The sequence below is a fragment of the Streptomyces sp. NPDC031670 genome, assembly GCF_055580545.1.
In genome coordinates this window covers 1-20,176 of the sequence record NZ_JBVILC010000019.1, presented here as the reverse complement: position 1 = coordinate 20,176, position 20,176 = coordinate 1, and the positions used below count along the sequence as shown (strand labels likewise).

The 20,176-nt window shown below is 69.1% G+C and carries 20 protein-coding genes and 5 pseudogenes; 14 read left to right on the top strand and 11 right to left on the bottom strand.

The genetic code is table 11. The features are described from left to right. Positions 1-5: 5 nt before the first annotated feature. The 5 genes and pseudogenes from ACZ5ID_RS28615 to ACZ5ID_RS28595 all read left to right on the top strand — a co-directional run. Positions 6-1,317: pseudogene (locus ACZ5ID_RS28615) on the top strand (AMP-binding protein). Then, positions 1,232-1,549, top strand: a complete 318-nt coding sequence (locus tag ACZ5ID_RS28610) for an AMP-binding enzyme (protein ID WP_468903518.1) — start codon at positions 1,232-1,234, stop codon at positions 1,547-1,549. The pseudogene ACZ5ID_RS28615 and the gene ACZ5ID_RS28610 overlap by 86 nt, the downstream one beginning before the upstream one ends. A 25-nt stretch (positions 1,550-1,574) precedes the next feature. After that, a complete protein-coding gene (locus ACZ5ID_RS28605) occupies positions 1,575-1,919 on the top strand; it encodes a thiamine pyrophosphate-dependent enzyme (RefSeq protein ID WP_468903516.1) in 345 nt (114 codons plus the stop codon). 357 nt (positions 1,920-2,276) lie between these two features. After that, a pseudogene (locus ACZ5ID_RS28600) lies at positions 2,277-2,559 on the top strand (CBS domain-containing protein); the annotation flags it as partial. Then, positions 2,557-2,667 (top strand): annotated as a pseudogene (locus ACZ5ID_RS28595) (CBS domain-containing protein); the annotation flags it as partial. The pseudogenes ACZ5ID_RS28600 and ACZ5ID_RS28595, both read left to right, overlap by 3 nt. Before the next feature lie 310 nt (positions 2,668-2,977). Here the strand turns inward: ACZ5ID_RS28595 and ACZ5ID_RS28590 are convergent. The 5 genes from ACZ5ID_RS28590 to ACZ5ID_RS28570 form a co-directional block, all read right to left on the bottom strand. Beyond that, positions 2,978-3,235 (bottom strand): dsRBD fold-containing protein, encoded by a 258-nt coding sequence (locus ACZ5ID_RS28590; protein ID WP_468903514.1) that lies wholly within the window; start codon positions 3,233-3,235, stop codon positions 2,978-2,980. Positions 3,236-3,256: 21 nt separating this feature from the next. After that, on the bottom strand, positions 3,257-5,935 hold the full coding sequence (locus ACZ5ID_RS28585; protein ID WP_468903512.1) for a cation-translocating P-type ATPase: 2,679 nt from the start codon (positions 5,933-5,935) through the stop codon (positions 3,257-3,259). After that, on the bottom strand, positions 5,932-6,519 hold the full coding sequence (locus tag ACZ5ID_RS28580; protein ID WP_468903692.1) for an Rv1733c family protein: 588 nt from the start codon (positions 6,517-6,519) through the stop codon (positions 5,932-5,934). Before ACZ5ID_RS28580 ends, ACZ5ID_RS28585 begins: the two co-directional genes overlap by 4 nt. A gap of 64 nt (positions 6,520-6,583) precedes the next feature. After that, positions 6,584-7,096, bottom strand: coding sequence for a flavodoxin domain-containing protein (locus tag ACZ5ID_RS28575; protein WP_468903510.1), 513 nt, complete (start codon positions 7,094-7,096; stop codon positions 6,584-6,586). Then, the gene (locus ACZ5ID_RS28570; protein ID WP_468903508.1) at positions 7,087-7,767 is read right to left on the bottom strand and encodes a hypothetical protein; all 681 of its coding nucleotides are present in this window, start codon (positions 7,765-7,767) and stop codon (positions 7,087-7,089) included. Before ACZ5ID_RS28570 ends, ACZ5ID_RS28575 begins: the two co-directional genes overlap by 10 nt. Positions 7,768-7,864: 97 nt before the next feature. Between ACZ5ID_RS28570 and ACZ5ID_RS28565 the strand changes: the two genes are divergently transcribed. Further along, a complete protein-coding gene (locus tag ACZ5ID_RS28565) occupies positions 7,865-8,425 on the top strand; it encodes a hypothetical protein (protein ID WP_468903506.1) in 561 nt (186 codons plus the stop codon). 364 nt (positions 8,426-8,789) lie between these two features. On the opposite strand, the gene ACZ5ID_RS28560 is transcribed toward ACZ5ID_RS28565, so the two are convergent. Further along, positions 8,790-9,293, bottom strand: a complete 504-nt coding sequence (locus ACZ5ID_RS28560) for a hypothetical protein (protein WP_468903504.1) — start codon at positions 9,291-9,293, stop codon at positions 8,790-8,792. 175 nt (positions 9,294-9,468) lie between these two features. Then, positions 9,469-9,612, bottom strand: a pseudogene (locus ACZ5ID_RS28555) (hydrolase); the annotation flags it as partial. Here ACZ5ID_RS28555 and ACZ5ID_RS28550 point away from each other — a divergent pair. The 4 genes from ACZ5ID_RS28550 to ACZ5ID_RS28535 all read left to right on the top strand — a co-directional run bounded on the left by ACZ5ID_RS28550 (position 9,611) and on the right by ACZ5ID_RS28535 (position 12,572). Continuing rightward, entirely contained in the window at positions 9,611-9,793 is a 183-nt protein-coding gene (locus ACZ5ID_RS28550; RefSeq protein ID WP_468903501.1) for a BON domain-containing protein, read from the top strand. The pseudogene ACZ5ID_RS28555 and the gene ACZ5ID_RS28550 overlap by 2 nt on opposite strands. Further along, complete coding sequence (locus ACZ5ID_RS28545) at positions 9,790-10,068, top strand: cupin domain-containing protein (RefSeq protein WP_468903499.1); 279 nt, start codon at positions 9,790-9,792, stop codon at positions 10,066-10,068. The genes ACZ5ID_RS28550 and ACZ5ID_RS28545 overlap by 4 nt, the downstream gene beginning before the upstream one ends. Before the next feature lie 1,181 nt (positions 10,069-11,249). After that, positions 11,250-11,978 carry a 1-phosphofructokinase family hexose kinase gene (locus ACZ5ID_RS28540; RefSeq protein WP_468903690.1) on the top strand — a complete coding sequence of 243 codons (729 nt, stop codon included), beginning with the start codon at positions 11,250-11,252 and terminating at the stop codon, positions 11,976-11,978. A 393-nt stretch (positions 11,979-12,371) separates the two neighbouring features. Then, complete coding sequence (locus ACZ5ID_RS28535; RefSeq protein WP_468903497.1) at positions 12,372-12,572, top strand: DUF5988 family protein; 201 nt, start codon at positions 12,372-12,374, stop codon at positions 12,570-12,572. A 900-nt stretch (positions 12,573-13,472) separates the two neighbouring features. Here the strand turns inward: ACZ5ID_RS28535 and ACZ5ID_RS28530 are convergent. From ACZ5ID_RS28530 to ACZ5ID_RS28515, 4 genes are all read right to left on the bottom strand, one after another. Further along, entirely contained in the window at positions 13,473-13,763 is a 291-nt protein-coding gene (locus ACZ5ID_RS28530; RefSeq protein WP_468903495.1) for a hypothetical protein, read from the bottom strand. 157 nt (positions 13,764-13,920) lie between these two features. Next, the gene (locus ACZ5ID_RS28525) at positions 13,921-14,169 is read right to left on the bottom strand and encodes a hypothetical protein (protein ID WP_468903493.1); all 249 of its coding nucleotides are present in this window, start codon (positions 14,167-14,169) and stop codon (positions 13,921-13,923) included. 486 nt (positions 14,170-14,655) lie between these two features. Continuing rightward, positions 14,656-16,080, bottom strand: a complete 1,425-nt coding sequence (locus ACZ5ID_RS28520) for a sensor histidine kinase (RefSeq protein WP_468903491.1) — start codon at positions 16,078-16,080, stop codon at positions 14,656-14,658. Then, positions 16,077-16,811 (bottom strand): response regulator transcription factor, encoded by a 735-nt coding sequence (locus ACZ5ID_RS28515; protein ID WP_468903489.1) that lies wholly within the window; start codon positions 16,809-16,811, stop codon positions 16,077-16,079. The genes ACZ5ID_RS28520 and ACZ5ID_RS28515 overlap by 4 nt, the downstream gene beginning before the upstream one ends. 166 nt (positions 16,812-16,977) lie before the next feature. On the opposite strand from ACZ5ID_RS28515, the gene ACZ5ID_RS28510 reads away from it, so the two are divergent. The 4 genes and pseudogenes from ACZ5ID_RS28510 to ACZ5ID_RS28495 all read left to right on the top strand — a co-directional run bounded on the left by ACZ5ID_RS28510 (position 16,978) and on the right by ACZ5ID_RS28495 (position 20,006). Further along, positions 16,978-18,333 (top strand): ferredoxin reductase family protein, encoded by a 1,356-nt coding sequence (locus ACZ5ID_RS28510; protein ID WP_468903486.1) that lies wholly within the window; start codon positions 16,978-16,980, stop codon positions 18,331-18,333. Positions 18,334-18,344: 11 nt separating this feature from the next. Beyond that, positions 18,345-18,782, top strand: coding sequence for an FMN-binding protein (locus ACZ5ID_RS28505; protein ID WP_468903484.1), 438 nt, complete (start codon positions 18,345-18,347; stop codon positions 18,780-18,782). Between the two features lie 34 nt (positions 18,783-18,816). Beyond that, a pseudogene (locus tag ACZ5ID_RS28500) lies at positions 18,817-19,359 on the top strand (FAD:protein FMN transferase); the annotation flags it as partial. A 119-nt stretch (positions 19,360-19,478) separates the two neighbouring features. Beyond that, positions 19,479-20,006, top strand: a complete 528-nt coding sequence (locus tag ACZ5ID_RS28495; protein ID WP_468903482.1) for a DUF2231 domain-containing protein — start codon at positions 19,479-19,481, stop codon at positions 20,004-20,006. Positions 20,007-20,176 lie beyond the last annotated feature (170 nt).

The window sequence follows — 20,176 nt, the reverse complement described above, 5'->3', positions numbered from 1 at the left end:
AGGAGATGGGCCCTACATCGGATACGAGGCCGTCGACCGACACCTGGCGGCAGGTCACGGCGGGCGGGGAGGCCCTCCGCTGCATCGCGGCCGACGACACCGTCACCCACCTCACATACGGCGAGCTCGGCGGCCTCACAGGCCGCTTCGCCAACGCACTCACGACCCTCGGCGTGGGACGGCAGGAGGGGGTCTTCACGCTCCTCGGCCGCTGCCCTGAACTGTATGTGACTGTTCTGGGCACATTGCGCAGCGCGCGCGTGCTGTGCCCGCTCTTCTCGGCCTTCGGCCCCGAGCCCGTGCGCCAGCGGCTGGAGCTGGGCGATGCCGGGTCCTTGTCACCACCGAGGCGCAGTACCGGCGCAAGGTCGAGGAGAACAGGCACCGGCTGCCCCATCTGGACCATGTCCTGCTCGTGGGTCCGGTCACTGATCCACCCCCGGGGACCGTTTCCTTTGCCGAGCTCATGGAGCATGCCCACAGGAGTACGTCGTGCCGCCCACCGAATCCGGAGGACATGGCGCTGCTGCATTTCACGAGCGGCACGACCCGAGCCCCCAAGCGTGCCGTCCATGTGCACGAGGCGGTGGTCGCCCACCACGCGACGGCGGCCTTCGCGCTCGACCTTCGCCAGGAGGACGTTTACTGGTGCACTGCGGACCCCGGGTGGGTGACGGGCACCTCGTACGGAATCATCGCCAGCTCACCCCCGGCGCGACGGTCGCTGGACGAGGGCGACTTCGACGTACACCGGTGGTACCGCATCCTGGACAGCGAGCGAGTCACCGTCTGGTACACGGCCCCGACGGCCGTCCGCATGCTGATGCGCGCCACGCCCAGGGAGGGTACCCGGAACTCCCAGGGCCGTACGACCTGTCGGCCCTCCGATTCATCGCCAGCGTGGGCGAGCCGCTGAACCCAGAAGCCGTGCTGTGGGGGCAGGATGTCCTCGGTCTGCCCATCCATGACCACTGGTGGCAGACGGAGACCGGCGCCATCATGATCGCCAACTTTCCCTCCTGCGACATCCGTCCGGGCTCCATGGGGCGCCCCCCTGCCCGGAGTCAAGGCCGCGCTGCTGCAACGCGGCGAGGACGGCCGCGCAGAGATCGCGGACGGTCGCGTGCGCGTGATCGCATCGGCGAAGCGGGTGTCGAGGGAGAGCTGGCGCTCCGTCCGGGTTGGCCCTCCATGTTCCGGGGCTACCTGAACGAGGGGCACGCTACGCGGCGTGCTTCGCGGACGGCCGGTACCTCACGGGCGATCTCGCGAAGCGCGACAAGGACGGCTGGTTCTGGTTCTCGGCCGCGCCGATGACGTCATCAAGTCGGCAGGACACCTCATCGGCCCGTTCGAGGTGGAGAGCGCGCTGATGGAGCATCCCGCCATCGCGGAAGCCGGCGTGATCGGCCGCCCCGACCCGTTCGTCGGAGCTGTCGTCAAGGCCTTCCCAAAGACCCGCAGCGGCAAGGTGATGCGCCGACTGCTGCAGGTCCGGGAACTGACGTTGCCCGAAGGGGACCTGTTCACGCTTGAGAACCCAGGATGACCCGCTCGCGAGAGAAGGCGGAACGATGAGCAGCACCAGCGCGCAGACGGAAGGAAAGGCCCGTCGGGCAGCACGCAAGAGCGGACGCAGGAAGGCAGGCTGCGCCGCCGCGCGCAACGCTCCCGACGGCTTTCCCTCACCCGACCATCACCTCTCCCTGCTCCGGCAGATGCTCACCATCCGCCGCTTCGAGGAGCGGTGCGTCGAGCTGTACAGCAGCACGAAGATCCGCGGCTTCGTTCACCTCTACATCGGCGAAGAAGCCGTCGCAGTGGGCGTCAACCAGGCGCTGGGCGAGAAGGACGCCGCGGTGTCCACCTATCGCGAGCACGGGCACGCACTGGCCAGGGAGTCCTCGCCGAGGCCGTGATGGCGGAGATGTACGGCAAGGCCACGGGGTGCAGCCGCGGGCGCGGCGGCTCCAGGCACTTGTTCGACGCGGGCCGCCGCTTCTACGGGGGCAACGCCATCGTGGCCCGGCGGAGCCGTGGGCGATGACGGCGACAGGTGCGGCGGCGTGGTGCAGAAGAGGAGCTCCGTGAGCTGATCATGGCTGAGCTCATCCCAGCTGGTTCGGCCGAGGCGCACGTCCACGTCGCGCGGGGTCGAAGAAGGGGACGTACTCGTAAGCGTGTGGAAGCTGCTTCTTCGGCGACGGTGCCTTCGCCGGTCGACGGAGACGGCCGCCTCGTCGGGTTGGTCAGCCGGGGGGATCTCCTGAAAGTCCGAGCGTCCCGTGGGCGTCGTCTCCGAAGCGGACCTGCTCCGCAGACGTGACGGCGGAAGTGGCGCGACCACCGCATCCGACGTCATAACCAGCCGGCCATCACCGCCGATCCCGAGTGGAGCGTCGTCCGCCCGCGGCGCGTGTCATGCGCAAACAATCGGTCAAGCGGCTGCCCGTGGTGGACGCCACCTGCCGGCTGATCGGGATCCTGAGCCGCAGCGACCTCCTGCAACTCTTCCTGCGCCGTGACCACGCGATCCAGGAAGAGATCCTGAAGACCGTGAGGCATCGAGAAGTGAGCGAGCTGGTGACCCGGGAGGTCGTCACCGTCCCCCAGAACGCCGCCTTCAAAGACATCGTCCGGACACTCGTGGAACACCAGGTGTCGGCAGTCCCCGTCGTCGTCTCCGCGGGGCATGCCTTCGGCCTGATCTCGGAAGGGGACCTCCTCCCGAAGTCCGCAGCCCAAGGCGACTACTTCCGGTCGCTGCCCGAACGGGAAGCGTGGCGAGAGGACAAGGCAGCGGGGTTGCGTGCCGAAGAGCTGATGTCCGCTCCTCCCGTATGCGCCAGACCCGACTCGCGCTCGCACCACCTTCAGCAGCCGCTCGAACCGGTCCATCCGCAGCCCGTTGAACGCCTCAACCCACAACGACTCATCCCGCAACACCCCACCCAAAAACGCGAAACGCCCAACCAGCCTAAATACGGCTTCGGGGATCGACGGCCTGCATGTCTCCATAGGCCGTTCGCTTCAGCTGCTGGGCCAGGTTCTCCATGGCCCGTGCTACGGCGAGTTCGTCGCCGATCTCGGGGACGTCGGTGTCCTGGGGTGCGCAGCGGGAGGTGCCGTGGCCGGTGAGCTTGTTCGTGCCCGTATCGAGCTCGAGGCGGGCCTTCGTCGTCTGGTCCTCCTCGAAGAGGCAGAGATGGACCTTCCATTCAGCGGTGTGTGACATGGCAGGCCTCCAGTAAAGGGGTCAGGGCTTCGTGAGGTGGTGCGTGCGCCGGACCCAGCGCCGCAGTTCGTCCGTGCCCCAGACGAGGACGGGGAAGGTCGCGATGAGGGCGACGACATCCAGCGGCAGGGCGGCGGTACCGAACAGTCCTTGCAGGGGCGGCGCGTAAACGAGGGCTGCCGTGAAGGCGAGCTCGAAGGCAATGCCGGCCAGTAGCAGGGGGTTGGTGAACAGGCCGATGTCGCGCAGGGCCGCATGGTCGGTGCGGGCTGCGAAGGCGGTGCCGACCTGGCAGGTGACGATGCCGGCGAACGTGGCCGTGGTCGCGGTGACGTATGCGTGGTGGAGGGGGCTACCCGTGCCGGTGGGGTCGCCCGGTTGCCAGCCGCCGCGCCACAGTACGTAGAGGAACGCGCCCATGACCAGGATGGCGGAGACGGTACCGAGGTAACCCCAGCTGCGGATGAGCATGTCGCGGGAGATCACTCCCTGCGATCTCGGGCGGGGCGGCCGGCTCATGGTGCCCGGCTCGGCTCGTTCGCGGCCGAGGGCGAGGGCGGGGAGGGTCTCGGTGCCGAGGTCGATGGCGAGGATCTGCAGGACGGTCAGCGGGAGCGGGACCGTGCCGGCCGACAGCGCGAAGACCAGGAAGGGGACGACCTCGGGGGTGAGGTGGGCGAAGATGTAGACGATGAACTTGCGGACGTTGTCGTAGACGCGGCGACCGGACTCGATCGCCGTGACGATGGTGGCGAAGTTGTCGTCGGTCAGCACCATGGTGGATGCCTCACGGGCCACGTCCGTGCCGGACAGCCCCATCGCCACTCCGATGTGGGCCCGGTGCAGGGCGGGGGCGTCATTGACCCCGTCACCGGTCATGGCGACGACCTGCCCGTGTGCGCGCAGGGCGTCGGCCACCTTCAGCTTGGTCTCGGGTGAGGAGCGGGCGAAGACGACTTCGGCGTCCGCCGATGCGAGGAGCGCGTCGAGTTCGTGGTCGCCGATCGCCTCGGACTGTGCCACCACCCGCAGACGAGGTAGGCCGATGCCGACTTCGCGGGCGACGGCCGCGGCGGTGGCGCCGTTGTCGCCGGTGACGATGTGCACGCGGAGTCCTGCCTCGTGGCAGCGCCGGACGGCGGCGGCGACTTCGGGGCGCGGTGGGTCGTACAGGCCGACGAGCCCGAGCAGGCGGAGCCCGGTCTCCGCGTCCTGGCGACGGGTCGGCACCTCGGCGCCGGCCGGCAGTGTTCGGACGGCGACGGCCAGGACACGCATGCCTTCGTGGGCGAGTTCCTCCGCCGCTGCGGCCGCGGCCTGCGAACTGCCTTCCAGGGTTTGCAACACCGTCTCCGGCGCGCCCTTGACGATGACGCGCAGCCCATGCGGGCCGTCGTCTTGGACGACGGACATCAGACGCAGCCGGGGGTCGAAGCGGAAGAGGGCCCGGCGCCCGGTGTCACGGCCGTCGAGGTCGACGGGAGCGGCGTGGGCAGCGGCACCTTCTACCAGAGCCATCTCCGTCGGGTCGCCTCGAAGTTCGCCTCCCTCGCCTCGGGTGACCGTGGTGCACAGCGAGCTGGTTCGCATCAACTCTCCGTCCCAGGGGCCGGGATCCCTTCCGTGCTCCGGCGTCCACACGGCTTGGAGTCGCATGCGGTTCTGGGTGAGGGTGCCGGTCTTGTCGGTGCAGATGACGTTGGTGGAGCCGAGGGTTTCCACGGCGCTCAGGCGTTTGATCACCGCTCCCTGGCGGGCGAGAACGCGTACGCCGACGGCGAGAGCGAGGGTGATGGTCGGCAGCAGGCCCTCGGGGACGTTGGCGACGAGGAGCCCGATCGCGAACATGAGGGTGTCCGTCAGCGGCAGGCCCACGGCGACACCGGCCGCCAGGAACACGCCGCCCATGGCGACCGCTACGGCGGCGATGAGCCAGGCGACCTTCTTGACCTGCTGTTCCAGGGGGCTGGGGTCGCGCCGGGTACGCTGGCTCAGTGCGGCGATGCGGCCGAGTTCTGTGTGGTCTCCGGTCGCGAACACGATCGCCTGGGCCTGCCCCCCGGTGCAGACGGTGCCGCTGAACACGAGGTTGGGTTCCTGCAGTAGCGGTGCTCCGATGAGTCCGGGGCCGGCGATGCGTTCGGCGGGGGAGGACTCCCCCGTCAGCATCGACAGGTCGGCCTCGATGGCTCCCTCGGTCAGCCGTGCGTCGGCGGGAACCTTGGCGCCCTCTTCGAGAACGACCAGATCGCCCGGCACCAGTTCTCTTGCCTCCACCGCCGAGGGCCGGCCGTCGCGGATCACCAGGGCGTGTTCGGGCAGGTACTTCGCGAGAGTCTCCACCGCCTGTTCGGCCTGCCGTTCCTGGAGGAGTGCGAACGCCGCATTGACGAGAACCACGGCGATGATGGCCCACCCGAGCACGGGGATGCCTGCGACGAACGCCAGTGCGGCGGCCGCCCAGAGCAGCAGCGCCAAGGGGTGAACCAGCTGCCGTAGAAGTTCACGCCCCAGGGAGGTACGGGCCTTGCGGCGGACTTCGTTCGGACCATAGACGGCGAGGCGTCGGCCCGCTTCCCGAGTGGAGAGGCCGCTCGAGCCGGTATGGAGTTCACGGCGCAGCAGCGGCAGAGGCTCCAGCGGGTCCGGGCTCAGGAGCGGTTCCCGACCGGCGGGCAGAGGAGTGGCGGCCTCAGTCATCTTCGGCTCCCGGTTCCCGGCGCAGCTAGCCGGACCAGCGTGGCTCTACGAGATCCCACTCGCGGTCCCACCCAGCGAGACTGCGCGCTTCGACGCGGCGGAGCCTGAGCCAGACGACTCCCCCTGCGGAGAGAACAAGTACCCCGATGGCCGCGGGCCCCGGCGGCAGCGGCGGTGGAGGCGAGTTCGCCGTAGAGGCGAGGAGCCGACGCCTTCCTTCCGGCGTCATCGACCCAGACCGTGACCGTCCCGCCCACGGCTGTGCCGGCCGGGACCAGGACCGTGTCGGTGTGCCGCTGGGAGGCGGGATACTGCCAGGAGGCCGGCGCCGTCGCCATCTGGGCATTGACTCTCGCGGGGAGGGCGCGGTCGGCCTCACCAACCGTCGTCGCCGACACCTGATGCAGGTGCAGGGCCTCCGCACGGGCGGCGCGGACTTGGGTGTTCCGGACAGCCGTCCCGATGGCGATCGCGCAGAGCACGGCGATAAAAGGAGAGAACGCGAAGACGACGAGCCAGCGGCTGCGGGTACGGTCGGCGGCGCGCCGCAGTTCGTTAGAACGGCGACCGAGCAGCCGTCGCATCGGGCCCTTCTCCGGGTGAGCCTCGAACATGTCGTGCCTCCGCGCTGTCGCCTTACCGAGTCGCTCAGTTGAGGGCGGCGAGCTCGGCGCTGATGTGGTGAGCCCAGGTCTGGATCCGCTCGGGATTGCGGAAGTCACCGCCCTTGCCATGCCGGACCAGCGCCTTGACGATCAAACCCGGAGTGTGCGCCGTGATGCTGCCGCCGAAGGTGACGTGTTCGCGTGCACCCAGGCTCTCCATCTGCTGCGCGACCGCCCGCACCGGCGGGATGTCGTGCTGTTCGGCGGAGCTGTCGACCGGACCGCTGCTGAACAGCCAGACCGGGCGGTGCTTCAGATAGTCGGCGTTGCGTTCGGCGCAGCGCTTGGCCTTGCGGCTCCAGTGCCCTGCGTACAGGGCTCCTCCGAGCACCACAGCGTCGTAGCTGCGTACGTCGTCCACGTCGTCCACGTCGTCGGCGGGGAGCACGACGGCTTCGAGGCCGTCCTCGCGGAGGGTCACACCGATCTGCTCGGCGATGCCGGCGGTCGCGCCGTGCTTGGTGCCGTAGGCCACCAGTACCCGCTTCAAAAGCATGGCGTTTCTCCGTTCCCGTCGTTCTTGGTCTGCTTCACCGGAATGCCGCGCACCCTGGCGATGTGCTCGGGAAGGAGGCTGCGCCTCCGCTCCCTCACCGTGACCTCGTCACGCGCCCCGGCCGCGCGCAGCTCGGGGCTGAACCCCGAAGCGCTGTAAAGGGCCGGGCGGATTCTGCTGACGTCTTCTTCTTCCCGGGCTGCAAGTTTGCCGAGGATGCCGTGCAGTCGTTGCAGATGGTGGATGTCCATGCCTGTGTGCCATCGCGCGATTCCCACCGATAAGAGGGCACCGGTCTTGTGACCGTCCCGTTTGGGGACCACGACCTCGGCCTCGTGCCCGCTCGTCGACAAAGGGTCGCCGAGCGAGCCGTACGACGCACTCAGGTGGTCGGCGCCGAAGGAATCCGGGGAGGCGAAGTGGACCACCCGGTCCCTGCATGTCTGAGCGAACTGGGGAGCCGCGACAAGGGAGTTGAAATCGGTTCTCGCGTCTTCCCACACCGCTTCGGCGCAGCCTTGTTCCAGCGCGGTCCTGCGCGGGCGCGCCACGACATGCTCGAACGTTAGGAGCTGGTCCGTGGGCCGGTGACGTTCGACGGCCGGCCGCAGTCCATCGTGCCAACCGAAGTAGGCCGTTCTCTCGGAGAACGGCGAGGGCGCGAGAGGCATCGGAGAGCTGCTGCCCCAGGAAGGCGGCGATCTCCCCCTGGGTCGTGCAGCCCGCGACCAGGGCGGCGAGCACGGAGTGACAAGCCTCGGGGCTCTGGTGCCCGGTCCCCTCATCGACGAGGTGGCGGGCTTCACGGAACAGCGGCGTGCGTGGATTCAGGACGGTTCGGCAGACCCAGGCATCGAAGTCATTCCGGTCAACGGGGACGTCCTCCCCCACGTAGTCATGCCGATAGGCTGGCGTTCCGCCGACAACGGCGTACACGCGGAAGGCCAACTCCGGGTCGTCGATGCCCCACAACTGCGCTGCCTTGCGAAAGTCCAGGGGCTGAAGGTCGAGCTTCAGACCGGACACGGCCTCCAGCGAAGAAGCGGGCGCGAACAGCCGGTTCATGACCGGTGCGGTCCAACCTCCCAGGATCAGGTGCGCGCGGTTCACCTGGAGAGAGCGCTCAAGGCGGCGAAGGGCGCCGTGAATGACGGGTGTCAGCGCCGGGCTCGCCGCGACGAGGTCGGGAAACGAGTCGATGATGACGGGCAGTGCCCGCGAGTCACCCAGTGCGAGAAGAGCATCGACGGCTTCCTTCCGATCACGCCAGTGACTGGGTGGTGCGACCTGCCGATATCGCGCGTACTCCTCGCCCAGTCTGCGCAGTGACTCCGCTTCGATGGCTTCCTGGCCACAGAAGTAGAACCCGCCGGTGACCCTCGCCCTCGCCACCGATTCAAGCAGAAGTGTCTTGCCTCGGCGCGGCCGGCCCATGACTGCGCCCAGCCTCGTTCCCGCATGCGGATCGCTGGAGAAGGCGATCAGAGTCGACCATTCGTCCTCCCTGTCGAAGAGCCGATCGGGCTTGGCAAAGAGGTCAGGGACCGCCATCTGGGGTTGCTGTCCGTGTACGGCATTCACACCATGCACCTCCGGAACCAGCTGAGGGCTGACTCCATTCTCGGGCTCGTGACCGTTCAGCGCGCGGCGTGCTGCCCTCCATCGTTCCGGCGCACCTCGTCGCCTGCCAGGGTCAGTCCCCAGTCAGTCGGAACCATCGCTCCTCCCCCGCGGCAACGGCCGCAAGCCGTTCGCCGGCCACGCACACCGGCAGCGACGATGCCGGCGAGGAGGCGGGCACACGGATGCCCAGCCTGGCGGGTAGGAGCTGGACACGGATGCCTGGGTTCCCGGGAAAACAGAGGGTGAACGAGGAGCGGAGAACCTCCCGGAGCGGGACGGGGTCGATGAGGAGTCCCCCCGGGCCCGCCTCAAGCCCCGCGATACCCCGCTCGATGAGGTCGAGGGTGCCGGCCATGGCGCCGAGGTGGACGCCTTTACCGGTGGTTCCGCCCTGAATATCCGCCACGTCACTGAGCAGGACCTCCTCGCAGTACCGCCAGGCGTCCGCGCCCTGCTGGCAGGCGAGGATCCACCCGTGCACCGGGCTGCTGAGAGTCGAGCCGTGGCTGGTGCGGTTCAGGTACTCCTTCTTCGGTTCGTAGTCGTTGAAAGCCCAGGTCCACGCGGTGTTCACGCACTGCTCCGCACACTCTCTCCGCCACGGCGGTGAGGCCGGGGAACACCACATCCGCGCCATGAGCACGCAATCGCACTTCGGCGTCAGGGGCACGAGTCCGACTGCTGCCTACGACCAGGCCGAAGTGACCGCGACGTCCTGCTTCTGCCCCGGCGAGCGCGTCTTCTACGACGGCTGCGCGGGCGGGGGCGATACCCAGCCGGTCGGCGGCTTCGAGGAACAGCGCGGGATCCGGCTTGCTGAGTAGACCGAGCCGGTCGGCGTCGACCCCGTCCACCAGAGCGTCGAAGAGGCCGGCCAGGCCCGCGGCTTCCATGGCAGAGCTCCTCCCCGCCGGATCGGCCATGGTCCAGGTGCATGTGGCCGACGGCATCGTGCATCTGAACGGCTCCATCCCCGACCCGGCCCTGAAGGACGTGCTGGTCCGAGTCGCACGCACCGTACCGGGGGTAGTGGACGTCACGGCCGTGCGCCTCGACACCGAAGTCCGCATGTGAAGGAGGCCGACGATGAGGCACCGCAGCGTCGCCGAGCTGATGACCCCGACAGCGGTCAACCTCCAGCGGGGCACCCCGTTCGTACTTGGCACAACGTCACCAACATCGGTGACGAGACCCTGCAGCTCTACGCCGTATACGCACCGGTCCACCACGTGTCGGGCAAGATCCATGCGACAGCCGCCGACGCGGAGCGCGACGAGGACTCAGGCGACGACGAGCCCGCAAGCTGGTCGGTCCAGCCAGCCCAGCAGCCATCGGACGAGCACGCCTGACCAGCGAAGGCGTACCGCGAAAGTAGTTCCTGGCCCCGAGACGAGCCGGGAAAATCACGAACTTGCCCTCCGCCCGTACACCCACCTGGCCGCTGTTGACCGCTTCGAAGGGCACGGTTGGGGCACGTCGTCAAGTGTCCGCTCCCTTTCCCTGGTTCACGTGCCTGGAGGTACCGCCCAAAGGCTGTCCCCTTCGAGCGTGCAGCACATGACGAGGTGCCCATTCCCGCGGCACGCGACGTCCCGCTCGGTCTCTGACAGGCATGGACGTACCTCTGCGCCAGGTAGCGACTGGCTCGGTGCTCGACCTGCCCGCAAAGTACGGAGCATTCCCGAGCTCCTCCGCAACGGGCTGGCATCAGCCTGCGGGCAGCCTCGACCGTTCGTTCTCCGGTGCAAAAGCGCTGCAAGAAGGCCAATGACACGCTGTCCCCGTCCGAGCTGGACTACGAGATTGCCAGGGGCCGCACGCTCTTGCCCCGCGTCCCGAGCTGTCACCGCCTACCCGATGCTCCTGTAGATCCACATGCCGAGGAACAGACCCAGCCGTGGGCCGGCATGCAGGTGACATCAGGCTGTTTCAGTATGGAAGTCGGGTCGCTGTCCACGGAGGTGAGTGCGATGACGCTTCCCGCGCGGCGCCGGACCGGTGGCCCGGTGGAGCCGGACTCGTTCTTCGGCCGCACGCACCCGTTCTTCCGCGCGCCACGGGCACGGCACACGCCGCTCCGGCCGATACAGGTACCAGGCCATGCTCCTCTCGGCGGTGAAGAGCGAGGACGTCGGTACAGCTCCGGCCTACGGTGCGCTCACTGTCACCGTTCCCAAAGCGCAAGCAGCCACGCCACGGTGCGGGAAACGGCCTGCGGGAACCTGTGCGAAAGGACAGCGGGCATTGCCAGGCCCCACGCGTTCAACGGTCGCCACCGTGGTCAGGAGCCGAAGCCGTCCCTGACAGCGGCCGTGATCGGGATCGACCGCGTGTGGGAACAGCCCCTGATCGCCTCAGGCCGCAGTAAGCGGAGCCGTGCCCAGCCGGCGGTGCGCCGGGCAAGGGTCAGCGCGACCACCTGGGTACCGCGATGAGGACGGCCGCGACGGCGGACCCCACCACAGCCAGGACTACCGACGGGTCAGGAGGATCGGAGAGTGCGGCCGAGCCGTCGATCCTCACCTTGACGATGAATCCTACGGTCGATCTCTGCTGGGAGGTCGGACACCTGGAGGAGATCGGCAAGAACCGCGCCCGGGTCAGGTGGGTGGCCGCCGGGGGTGGAGGGATCAACGTCGCCCGTCATGTCGTGCGGCTCGGAGGACGAGCCACCGCCGTCCACACCGCCGGAGGCCAGGTCGGGCTGCGCTTGAACCGGCTGCTGGACGAAGAGGGCGTCGACCACGTCACCGTCGACATCGACGACGACACCCGCGAAGCACTCGTGCTGTTCGAGGCCGAATCGCGCCACGGCTACCACATCGTGCCACCCGGGCCGCACCTGCACGATCACGAGGGGCAGCGAACCCTGGATGCGCTGGTGCAGGCCGTTGGCAGTCGCCCGTACGTCGTGGCCAGCGGCAGCCTGCCCGGCGGCCTGCCCGACGACTTCTACGCGGCCGTCGCCCACCGCATCAGGGAAGCCGGATCCCGACTGGTCCTGGACACCTCCGGACCGGCGCTTCGCGAAGCACTCGCGGAGGGCGTGTTCCTGCTCAGGTGCAACCGCACAGAGGCCGAGAGCCTGACCGGACGACCGGTCCGCGACTTCGACGACGCCCGAGCCCTCAACGAGCACCTGCTCACCACAGGGGCCGCCGAGATCGCCGTCACCACCCTCGGAGAACTGGGCGCACTGTGCTCGACCGGCCACGGCCACACCGAGCTCTACGCGCCGCCGCTGCCCGGCGAACCCTGAGCGACGCCGGGGTGGGAGACAGCATGGTCGCCGCCCTCATCACACAGCTGGCCGCCGGAGAGGATCCCGTCAGCGCCTCCGCGTTGGGGGTGGCCGCAGCCGCCGCAGCGATGCTCACCCCCGGCACCGAGCCCTTCGACCTGGACGTGGCCCGATCCCTCCGCTCCCAGGTGAGGACCAGGTTCCAGGCCGATGCACGACGCCGGGGGGTTTGACCCTGCCCAGCCCCTTGGCGCTTGGTCAGCCCTCTCAACCAAATTGCGTACCCCGTGCTGACAAGCCGATCCTGCCCCCCCTATGACCGCGTCGGGCCGGGGCCGTGCCGGTGGTGCTGAGCGACGGCAGTACCGACCACGTAATGCGAGCGGGCCTGCGATTGGGAAGACTGGAAGCATGGCGAACAAAGCAGTGCTTGAGGGCGGACCGAACGATCTGCCCGAGCGGATCGTTCCGATCTCCGACCCCGAACAAGACCTGAAGATTCCACACCGCGGAGGGTACGAGCATTTCAAGAACACGTCGCGGCACCAGGACAGCCCGGAGGGACAACTGGCGGTCTACGAGTGGTGGGAACGGACAGAGATCGCCGAATGAAACGGACGGTCAAGTCCCGGTCGTCGGCCCGATCTGGTCGTGAGGACCTTGGTTGGCGGTCACTTCCCACCGCGCTCCTCGCCCGCGGGGACGGTCATTGACGCACGCGTCGCTGCCGACTGGTCCTCGGCGGTGGTTGCTGAAGGAATCCAGGTACAGGCCAACGATCCGCCGATCAGGCCGGAAAACCCGATCAGCGTATGCACCCGTCCAACGCGGACGTTGGAAGTCGCACGATCAAGGACGGACCCCTCTATTCTGCCTGGTCGTAAGCGGTATTGCGCGTGTAACACCAGCATTCGAAGAACCTGCTGACGAGTCACTCATCTGAAGGACAGCCCAGCCAGTTCAACGAACAGGCGTGGCAGCCGGCGACCGGCGGGCCGAGCTGCCGCCAACGGCCACTTCCGAACCTCCCCAAACCGCACCCGCAGGCACCCACTGGACACACCGCCGGGGCCCTGCCAGTGCGACGGCGGCTCCAACACGGTGCTTGTTGACTGCCTACCACCTCGCATACCAGCCTCAGTCGCGGGCTTGCCTGGGGGCTTCGCCCCTGAAGGGGGAGTCGAACCGGCCCTCGCGACAGTCGAACGGTTCGTGACCGGGCACCTCTGCGTGACGCACGTCTGCCACGACGAAACGTCCGACCCTCCCTCCAAGCATCTAACTACTCGTCAGCGGAGTCAGCAAAGGGTCAGCATTCGTCCGACCAAACCTGACCGCAGCCTGGTACACATGACACTCGACTTCAAGATCAAAAACTTGTCCAGACGCCGCTTCGATCTCCGCCAGACCCCTGGAAATCGGAATGGTGGCAGCTGCCACCCCTGAGAGCCTGCCGAGATGAGATCAGCGCAGTTCAGCGGGTCCTACCCCTAGGACGTGTTTGAGATGTGGTCACAGCGACGGTCGTATCAAGGCGAGTTGGAGGGTGGCTTCGTAGCGGACGGCGAGCTTGTCGTATCTGGTGGCGACGCCGCGGGCCTGCTTGAGCAGCGCGAACCGGCACTCGACTTTGTGCCTGCGTTTGTACATCTCGCGGTCGAAAACGGGCGGGCGTCCGCCGGCCGGACCGCGCAGGAGGCGGTGCCCGGCCCGGTCGCGCTTCTCCGGGATGGTGTGCGCGATCTGCCGCCCGCGCAGGTAGGAACTGATGGCGCGGGAGGAGTACACGCGGTCGGCGAGCACATGGCTGGGCCGGGTGCGGGGACGTCCACCGCCGGTCCGGGGTATCCGGATGCGCTCATGACCTCGGTGAACACGGTTGCGTCGCCGCGCTGTCCAGCGGTGATGACGGCGGCCAGGACATGGAAGGAGGCGTCTACCGCGAGGTGGATCTTGGTGGTCAGGCCGCCGCGCGAGCGTCCGAGCGCATGGTCGTCCGGCTCGGCCGCCAGCCCGTCGGGACACGTCCGGCCCGAGTCGGGAGCCCCCTTTTTCGGGCCGCGGCGGCGTGCTGGTGGGCCCGGCAGACGGTCGAGTCCACCGACACCTCCCACTCGATGTGCCCGGCGACATCCGCTTCGACCTGCAATTCCTCCAGGACCTTGGCCCAGGTCCCGTCGATCCGCCAGCGCCGGAAGAGCGTGTACACGGTCTCCCACGGTCCGTACCGCTCGGGCGCATCCCGCCACGGCGAGCCCGTCCTCGCCCGCCACCAGAGCGATCCGCACGGTTGACGAGTTCAGCGACGACATCCTGTCCGCCTGGACCGAACACGCCCGGCTGCATGCGACGGCCGCCGGCAACAGCGCCACACCCGCCTCACGAGCCGCTTGGCACATCGCTGCCCCCCCCCCCGGGGCCTGGGTCGGCGCCGAGTACGCCCGCCGGGCCGAGGACATGGCACAGGCCGCCGCAGCCCTGTGCTGCTGGCCAACTCGCGTGTGCCATCGATTCCTAACGCCGCTTGAGAAGCGGCGTTAGGAATCGATGGCACGAACTCGTGGTCGTCAAAGTTCGATGGCACACGGTCAGGTCCGATGACGGGGCCGGCCGTCGAGCTCCTGCCCTGACGGTTCGGGGCGGCTCGCTCGGGCCAGAACCGGCACGCGGCCGTCGCAGTAGTGCCCCAGCCCGGTCAGTCGGGCAGCTCCAGTACGAACTCGGTGTGCCCCGGACGACTGATCAGCCGGACAGTTCCCCCGTGGGCGACGACGACGGCGCGGACGATGGCGAGCCCCAGACCGGTGCCGCCGGTACTGCGCGAGCGGGCCTGGTCCGCGCGGACGAAACGGGTGAAGACCTCCGGCTGGAGGTCCTCGGGGATGCCCGGTCCGTTGTCACGCACGCTCAGTCGCGTGCCAGTGGCGTTCTGGACGAGGGCGACGGTCACCTCGGTGCCGGGCGGGGTATGCGTACGGGCGTTTGCCAGTAGATTACCCACGGCCTGTTGGAGACGATAGGCGTCTCCGGTGACCATGACGGGCCTTTCCGGAAGATCCAGCAGCCAGCGGTGCTGGGGGCCCGCCGCGCGGGCGTCGTCGGTGGCGTTCAGGACCAGCAGGGTCAGATCGACCCGCTCGTGGTCGAGAGGGCGTCCGGCGTCGAGGCGGGCGAGCAGGAGCAGGTCGTCGACGAGCCGCGCCATACGCTGCGACTCGGCCTCGATCCGCTCCAGGGCATGGCGCACCGCACCGGGGGCTGGGCTGGGCTGCCGCAGGGCGAGTTCCGCGTGCCCGCGGATGTTGGCGACCGGAGTGCGCAGTTCGTGGCTGGCGTCGGCGGCGAAGTGCCGCAGGCGCTCCTCACTGGCCTGGCGCCGCAGCAGGGCGTCTTCGACGTGCCCGAGCATATGGTTGAGGGCGGTACCCACCTGTCCCACCTCGGTACGCGGATCGGTGTTTGTTAGGGGCCGCGGCATCGCGACCTCACCTTCCGCGAGCGGCAGCCGCGCGACGTCGGCTGCCTGCGCCGTGACCCGCTGCAAGGGGCGCAGGGAGATCCGCACCCAGACGGTGCCCGCGACGCCGGTGGCCACCAGAGCCGCGCCGAACACCAGGACCTCGACGGCTTCGAGGTGGTGCAGCGTCTCCTCCACGGGGTGCAAGGGCAGCCCGGTGAGCAGGAGGTCACCGTCGTCTCCCGCGACCGCGACGACGCGGTACGCCCCCAGGGCCGAGAGGCCGACCCGGTGGCCCCTCCCGTCGACCGCGACGCCCAGCAGGCCGCGGCGGTCGGACGAGGTGAGCGGGACGGGGCGGCCGGTCGCGTCGTGGACCACGGCGGCCTGCATGACGACCCCCTTCAGCAGCCGGGCACCGAAGGTGGACTCGGCCTGCCCACGGGTGTCGGGGCGGTTGTCGGGGTCCGGGACGGACTCGTGCTCCAGACTCGCGGCGAAACGGCCGCCGGACGCGATCAGCTGTTCGTCCAACCGCCCCATCAAGAAGCCCTGGAGGGCAAGGACCGTGGTAACCCCGACAGCGACGCACGCCAGTGCCAGGAGGAACAGCAGCCCCGCGGTCAGCTGGCAGCGTAGGGTCCGCGGCCACAGCCGTCTCATGACGACCCGGGCTTGAGGACGTAGCCGACACCACGGACCGTATGGATCATCGGGACGCGCCCCACGTCGATCTTCTTGCGCAGATAGCTGATGTAGAGCTCGACGATGTGCGCGCGTCCTCCGAAGTCGTAGGCCCACACCCGGTCGAGGATCTGCTCTTTGGACAGCACGCGGCGCGGATTGCGCATCAGGAAGCGCAGGAGCTCGAATTCCGTACGCGACAGATCCACGACGACTCCCGACCGCCGCACCTCCCTGGCCTCCTCGTCCATCGTGAGGTCGCCGACCTCCAGGCGGTCCATATCCGTCTGCGCGGTCATACCGGCCCTCCGCAGCAGTCCGCGCAGCCGGGCCAGGACCTCTTCCAGGCTGTAGGGCTTGGTGACGTAGTCGTCGCCGCCCGCGGTGATGCCGACGATACGGTCCTCGACCGCGTCTCGTGCGGTCAGGAACAGCACGCACACCCGCTGGGCATCGCGCCGCAGGGCGCGCAGCACGTGCAGACCGTCGACGTCCGGCAGCATCCAGTCCAGGACGACCGCGTCCGGCCGAAACCCCCGCGCCACCGCTAGCGCGGACGCCCCATCGGCTGCGGTCCGTACCTCCCAGCCCTCAGCGATCAGCACGCCGGCCAGGACATCGGTGACGTCGGGTTCGTCATCGACGACCAGGACCCGCACGGGGCCTCCGTCGGGACGATGCAGGACAGGGGGTTTACGGCGCTCTTCCATGGTCACTCCAGCATCCCTCCCCCACGGCCCGCCCGGCGGCGCCACACCTCAGAATTCCCTCTGAATCCCCGCTGGGTCCGGCCGGCCGAAGTTTTTCAGAAGGTACGCAGAGGTTGTGCTGTGAGGCTGGCCGCCCATCACCGACGCGAGCCGCTGCGAGACGCGCATGACCACCACTCACGCCCTTACGGGCCGCCGACTGTGGCATCGACGCACCCACCCCGGCGGCGCCCCCTTCCTCGTACCACTGGCGATCTGGACGGGAGCCGCGGCAGCGCCGGCCCTGTGGTGGAGTGACACCCGCTCCGTCGTCGGTCCCGCGGGCTGGCTGACAGGGGCAGGACGCATCACCAGCCTGCTCGCGGGCTGCGCGTGCGCGGTCCTCCTCGCCCTGATGGCCAGGGTTCCCCTGCTGGACCACAACATCGGCACCGACCGGCTGGCGAGCCGGCACGCCTGGGGCTGGCTCTGCACCGTCTCGCTCGCCCTCGCCCACACCTTGCTGATCATCGTGGGGTACTCCCTGGCCTCCCACACCCCCCTCGTGCGCCAAGCCACCACTTTGGCCTTGCACTACCCGGACCTGCTCAAGGGCACCGCCGGTCTGCTGCTCTTCGTCGCCACCGGGGTCGTCTCGGCACGCGCCATCCGCCGGAAGGTGAGCTACGAGACCTGGCAGTACCTCCACTCCGCCACCTACCTGGCTGTTTTCCTCGCCTTCGGACACCAGCTCTCCAACGGTGCGGACTTCGTCGGCAACCGGCTCGCCCAGATCGCCTGGTACTCGCTGTTCGCAGCGGTCGCCGCGCTGCCGGCCTGCTACCGGTTCGCCCTCCCCCTCCGGCGCGGGCTGCGCCACCGCCTGCGTGTCGTCGCGGTCCACCCCGCGGCACCCGGCGTCGTCTCGGTGTACCTGGCCGGCTGTCACCTCGACGAACTGGGGGGCGCTCCCGGCCAGTTCCTGCGCTGGCGCTTCCTCGCCCGCGGACTGTGGTGGACCGCCAACCCGTACTCCTTGTCCCCCCCGGCACGCCCCGGCCACCTGCGCATCACGGTGAAGGGCGTCGGCGGCCACAGCACGGCCCTGGCCCGAACCGCACCCGGCACCCGAGTCTGGGCAGAAGGCCCCTACGGGGGTTTCACCGCCGGCCGACGCACCGCGGCGAAGGTGCTGCTGATGTCTGGCGGCATCGGCATCACCCCCCTGCGTGCCCTGTTCGAGATCTTGCTCGGGCAGGTGACGCTGATCTACCGAGCCCACCGCGCAGCAGACCTAGCCCTGCGCGGCGAACTCGACGCGATCGCCGTGCACCGCCACTTGACCGTCCACCACATCGTCGACGGTGAGCCCGGCGCCTCCTGCGCTCTCACCGCCCGGGGCCTGAGTGCCCTCGTGCCCGGCCTCGCCGCACACGACGTGTTCGTGTGCGGGCGCCCGTCCATGACACAGGCCGCTGTCCTCGCCGCACGGACGGCGGGTGTACCCCCGCACCGCGTCCACCACGAGTCGTTCGCGTTCTGAGAGGAACCATCATGCGCCGAACCGTCCTCGCCCCCTTCGGGATCAGTGCCCTGGCCGTGGCGCTCCTGGCCCTCAAACCCCACCACCTGACCGCCCTCGCCGGCCAACCCGCCCCCGCCCTCACCCACTCCGCACCCCGGTCAGGGCCAAGCACGCCGGCTGCGGGCAGCGCCACGGGCACCTTCACCAGTGACCCGGTCGCCACGCCCTACGGAGACGTACAGGTCGCCGCCGTTCTCGTGAAGGTAAGGATCACGGCCGTCCAGGTCCTGCGGGCACCCGACAGAGGCGGCCGTGACCGGGAGCTCGCCGCGTATGCCCTGCCGCGTTTGATGCAGAAGGCCCTGGGCGCCCAGAGGGCGCAGATCGACGCCCTCTCCGGTGCCGGCTACACCAGCCAGGGCTACACGCAGTCCCTGCAGAGTGCCCTGGACCGCGCCCGTGCCTGATACCACGCAGGGCTTGCGGCACGTCGAGCACGTCATGGGCACCGTCTTCTCCTTCGACATCCGTGACCACCCCACACAGGCCATCCAACAGGCCCTCGCCGAGGCCGTCGCCATGCCGCACACCGTGGACGCCGTGTTCTCCACCTACCGGCCCGACAGCGCCGTCCTGCACGAGGCGGGCGCGCGCAACACCTGCGTCAACGGCGGCGGCGACGTCCAGCTGCGCGGCCGGCCCGCCCCCGGCCTGCCGTGGCGCATCGGTATCGCCCACCCGTTCCGCTCCGGGCAACTGGCGGCCTCTGTCACCGCCGACGGCGAACTGGCCGTCGCCACCTCGGGAACCGTCGAACGCGGCGCCCACATCCTGGACCCGCACCGCGGTGTCCCGGCCCGGGGCCTCGCTTCGGTCATGGTCACCGGACCCCGGCTCACCATGACGGACGCCTACGCCACCGCCGCGTTCGCGCAGGGCGCGAGCTGCCGGGACTGGCTGGAGTCACTGGAGGGGTACGAGGCGTTAGCCGTGCTGCTCTGCGGGCGTACGTGGCAGACCACAGGCTTCGGCTCCCATACCGCTGACAGCCGCCCCGGCGATCCCACGCCCCGCAGGCCACGGGCGCCTCCGGCCACGCACCCACACCGCACCGGCCACAACAGCCCTTGTCCGAAGCACTTTTCTCCTCGAAGGAGCCCCCTGTGGGACCCCACCTCATCAACGGCATTCCGGCACATGTCCTCCTAGTCCACGTGGTCGTGGTCCTGGTGCCCCTCACCGCCCTGTGTCTTCTGCTGTGCGCGCTGTGGCCTGCGGTGATGCGCCGCTTCGGCCTGGCCCTGCCAGCCCTCGCCCTTGTCTCGCTGATCAACGTTCCACTGACCACCGACGCTGGTGACTGGCTGGAGCGGCACGTGGACAGCAACGCCCTGGTCCGCCGGCACACCGAACTCGGCGACCAGCTCCTGCCCTGGGTCATCGCCCTGTTCGTTCTCTCCCTCGCGCTCTGGTGGGTCTACTCGCGAGCCAACCTCGGCGACCCGGGCCCGGCGGATTCCGGCGGCACCCCGCGAGCGGCCGTGCGCGTGCCACTGCGTGTGGCCGCCTCCGTTCTCTGCCTCACCGTCGCGGTCGGCTCGGTCGTCCAGATCTACCGGATCGGCGATTCGGGCGCCAGGGCGGCCTGGCACGACGGATACTCCGCCACCGCTCACCCGGAACGCGGCTGACCCCAGGGCAGGGGACCGCCCGCCCACGCGGTCGAGTGCGCTCCGGCTGGCCTACCGTTCCCCGCACCTGGAGGACCTAGGTGTGTTGTCCGGACAGGTTGGTGACGCGGCTGGCTGGGGTTTGACCTGCGATGCCGGTGTGGGGTCGGTGATAGTTGTACCAGTTGATC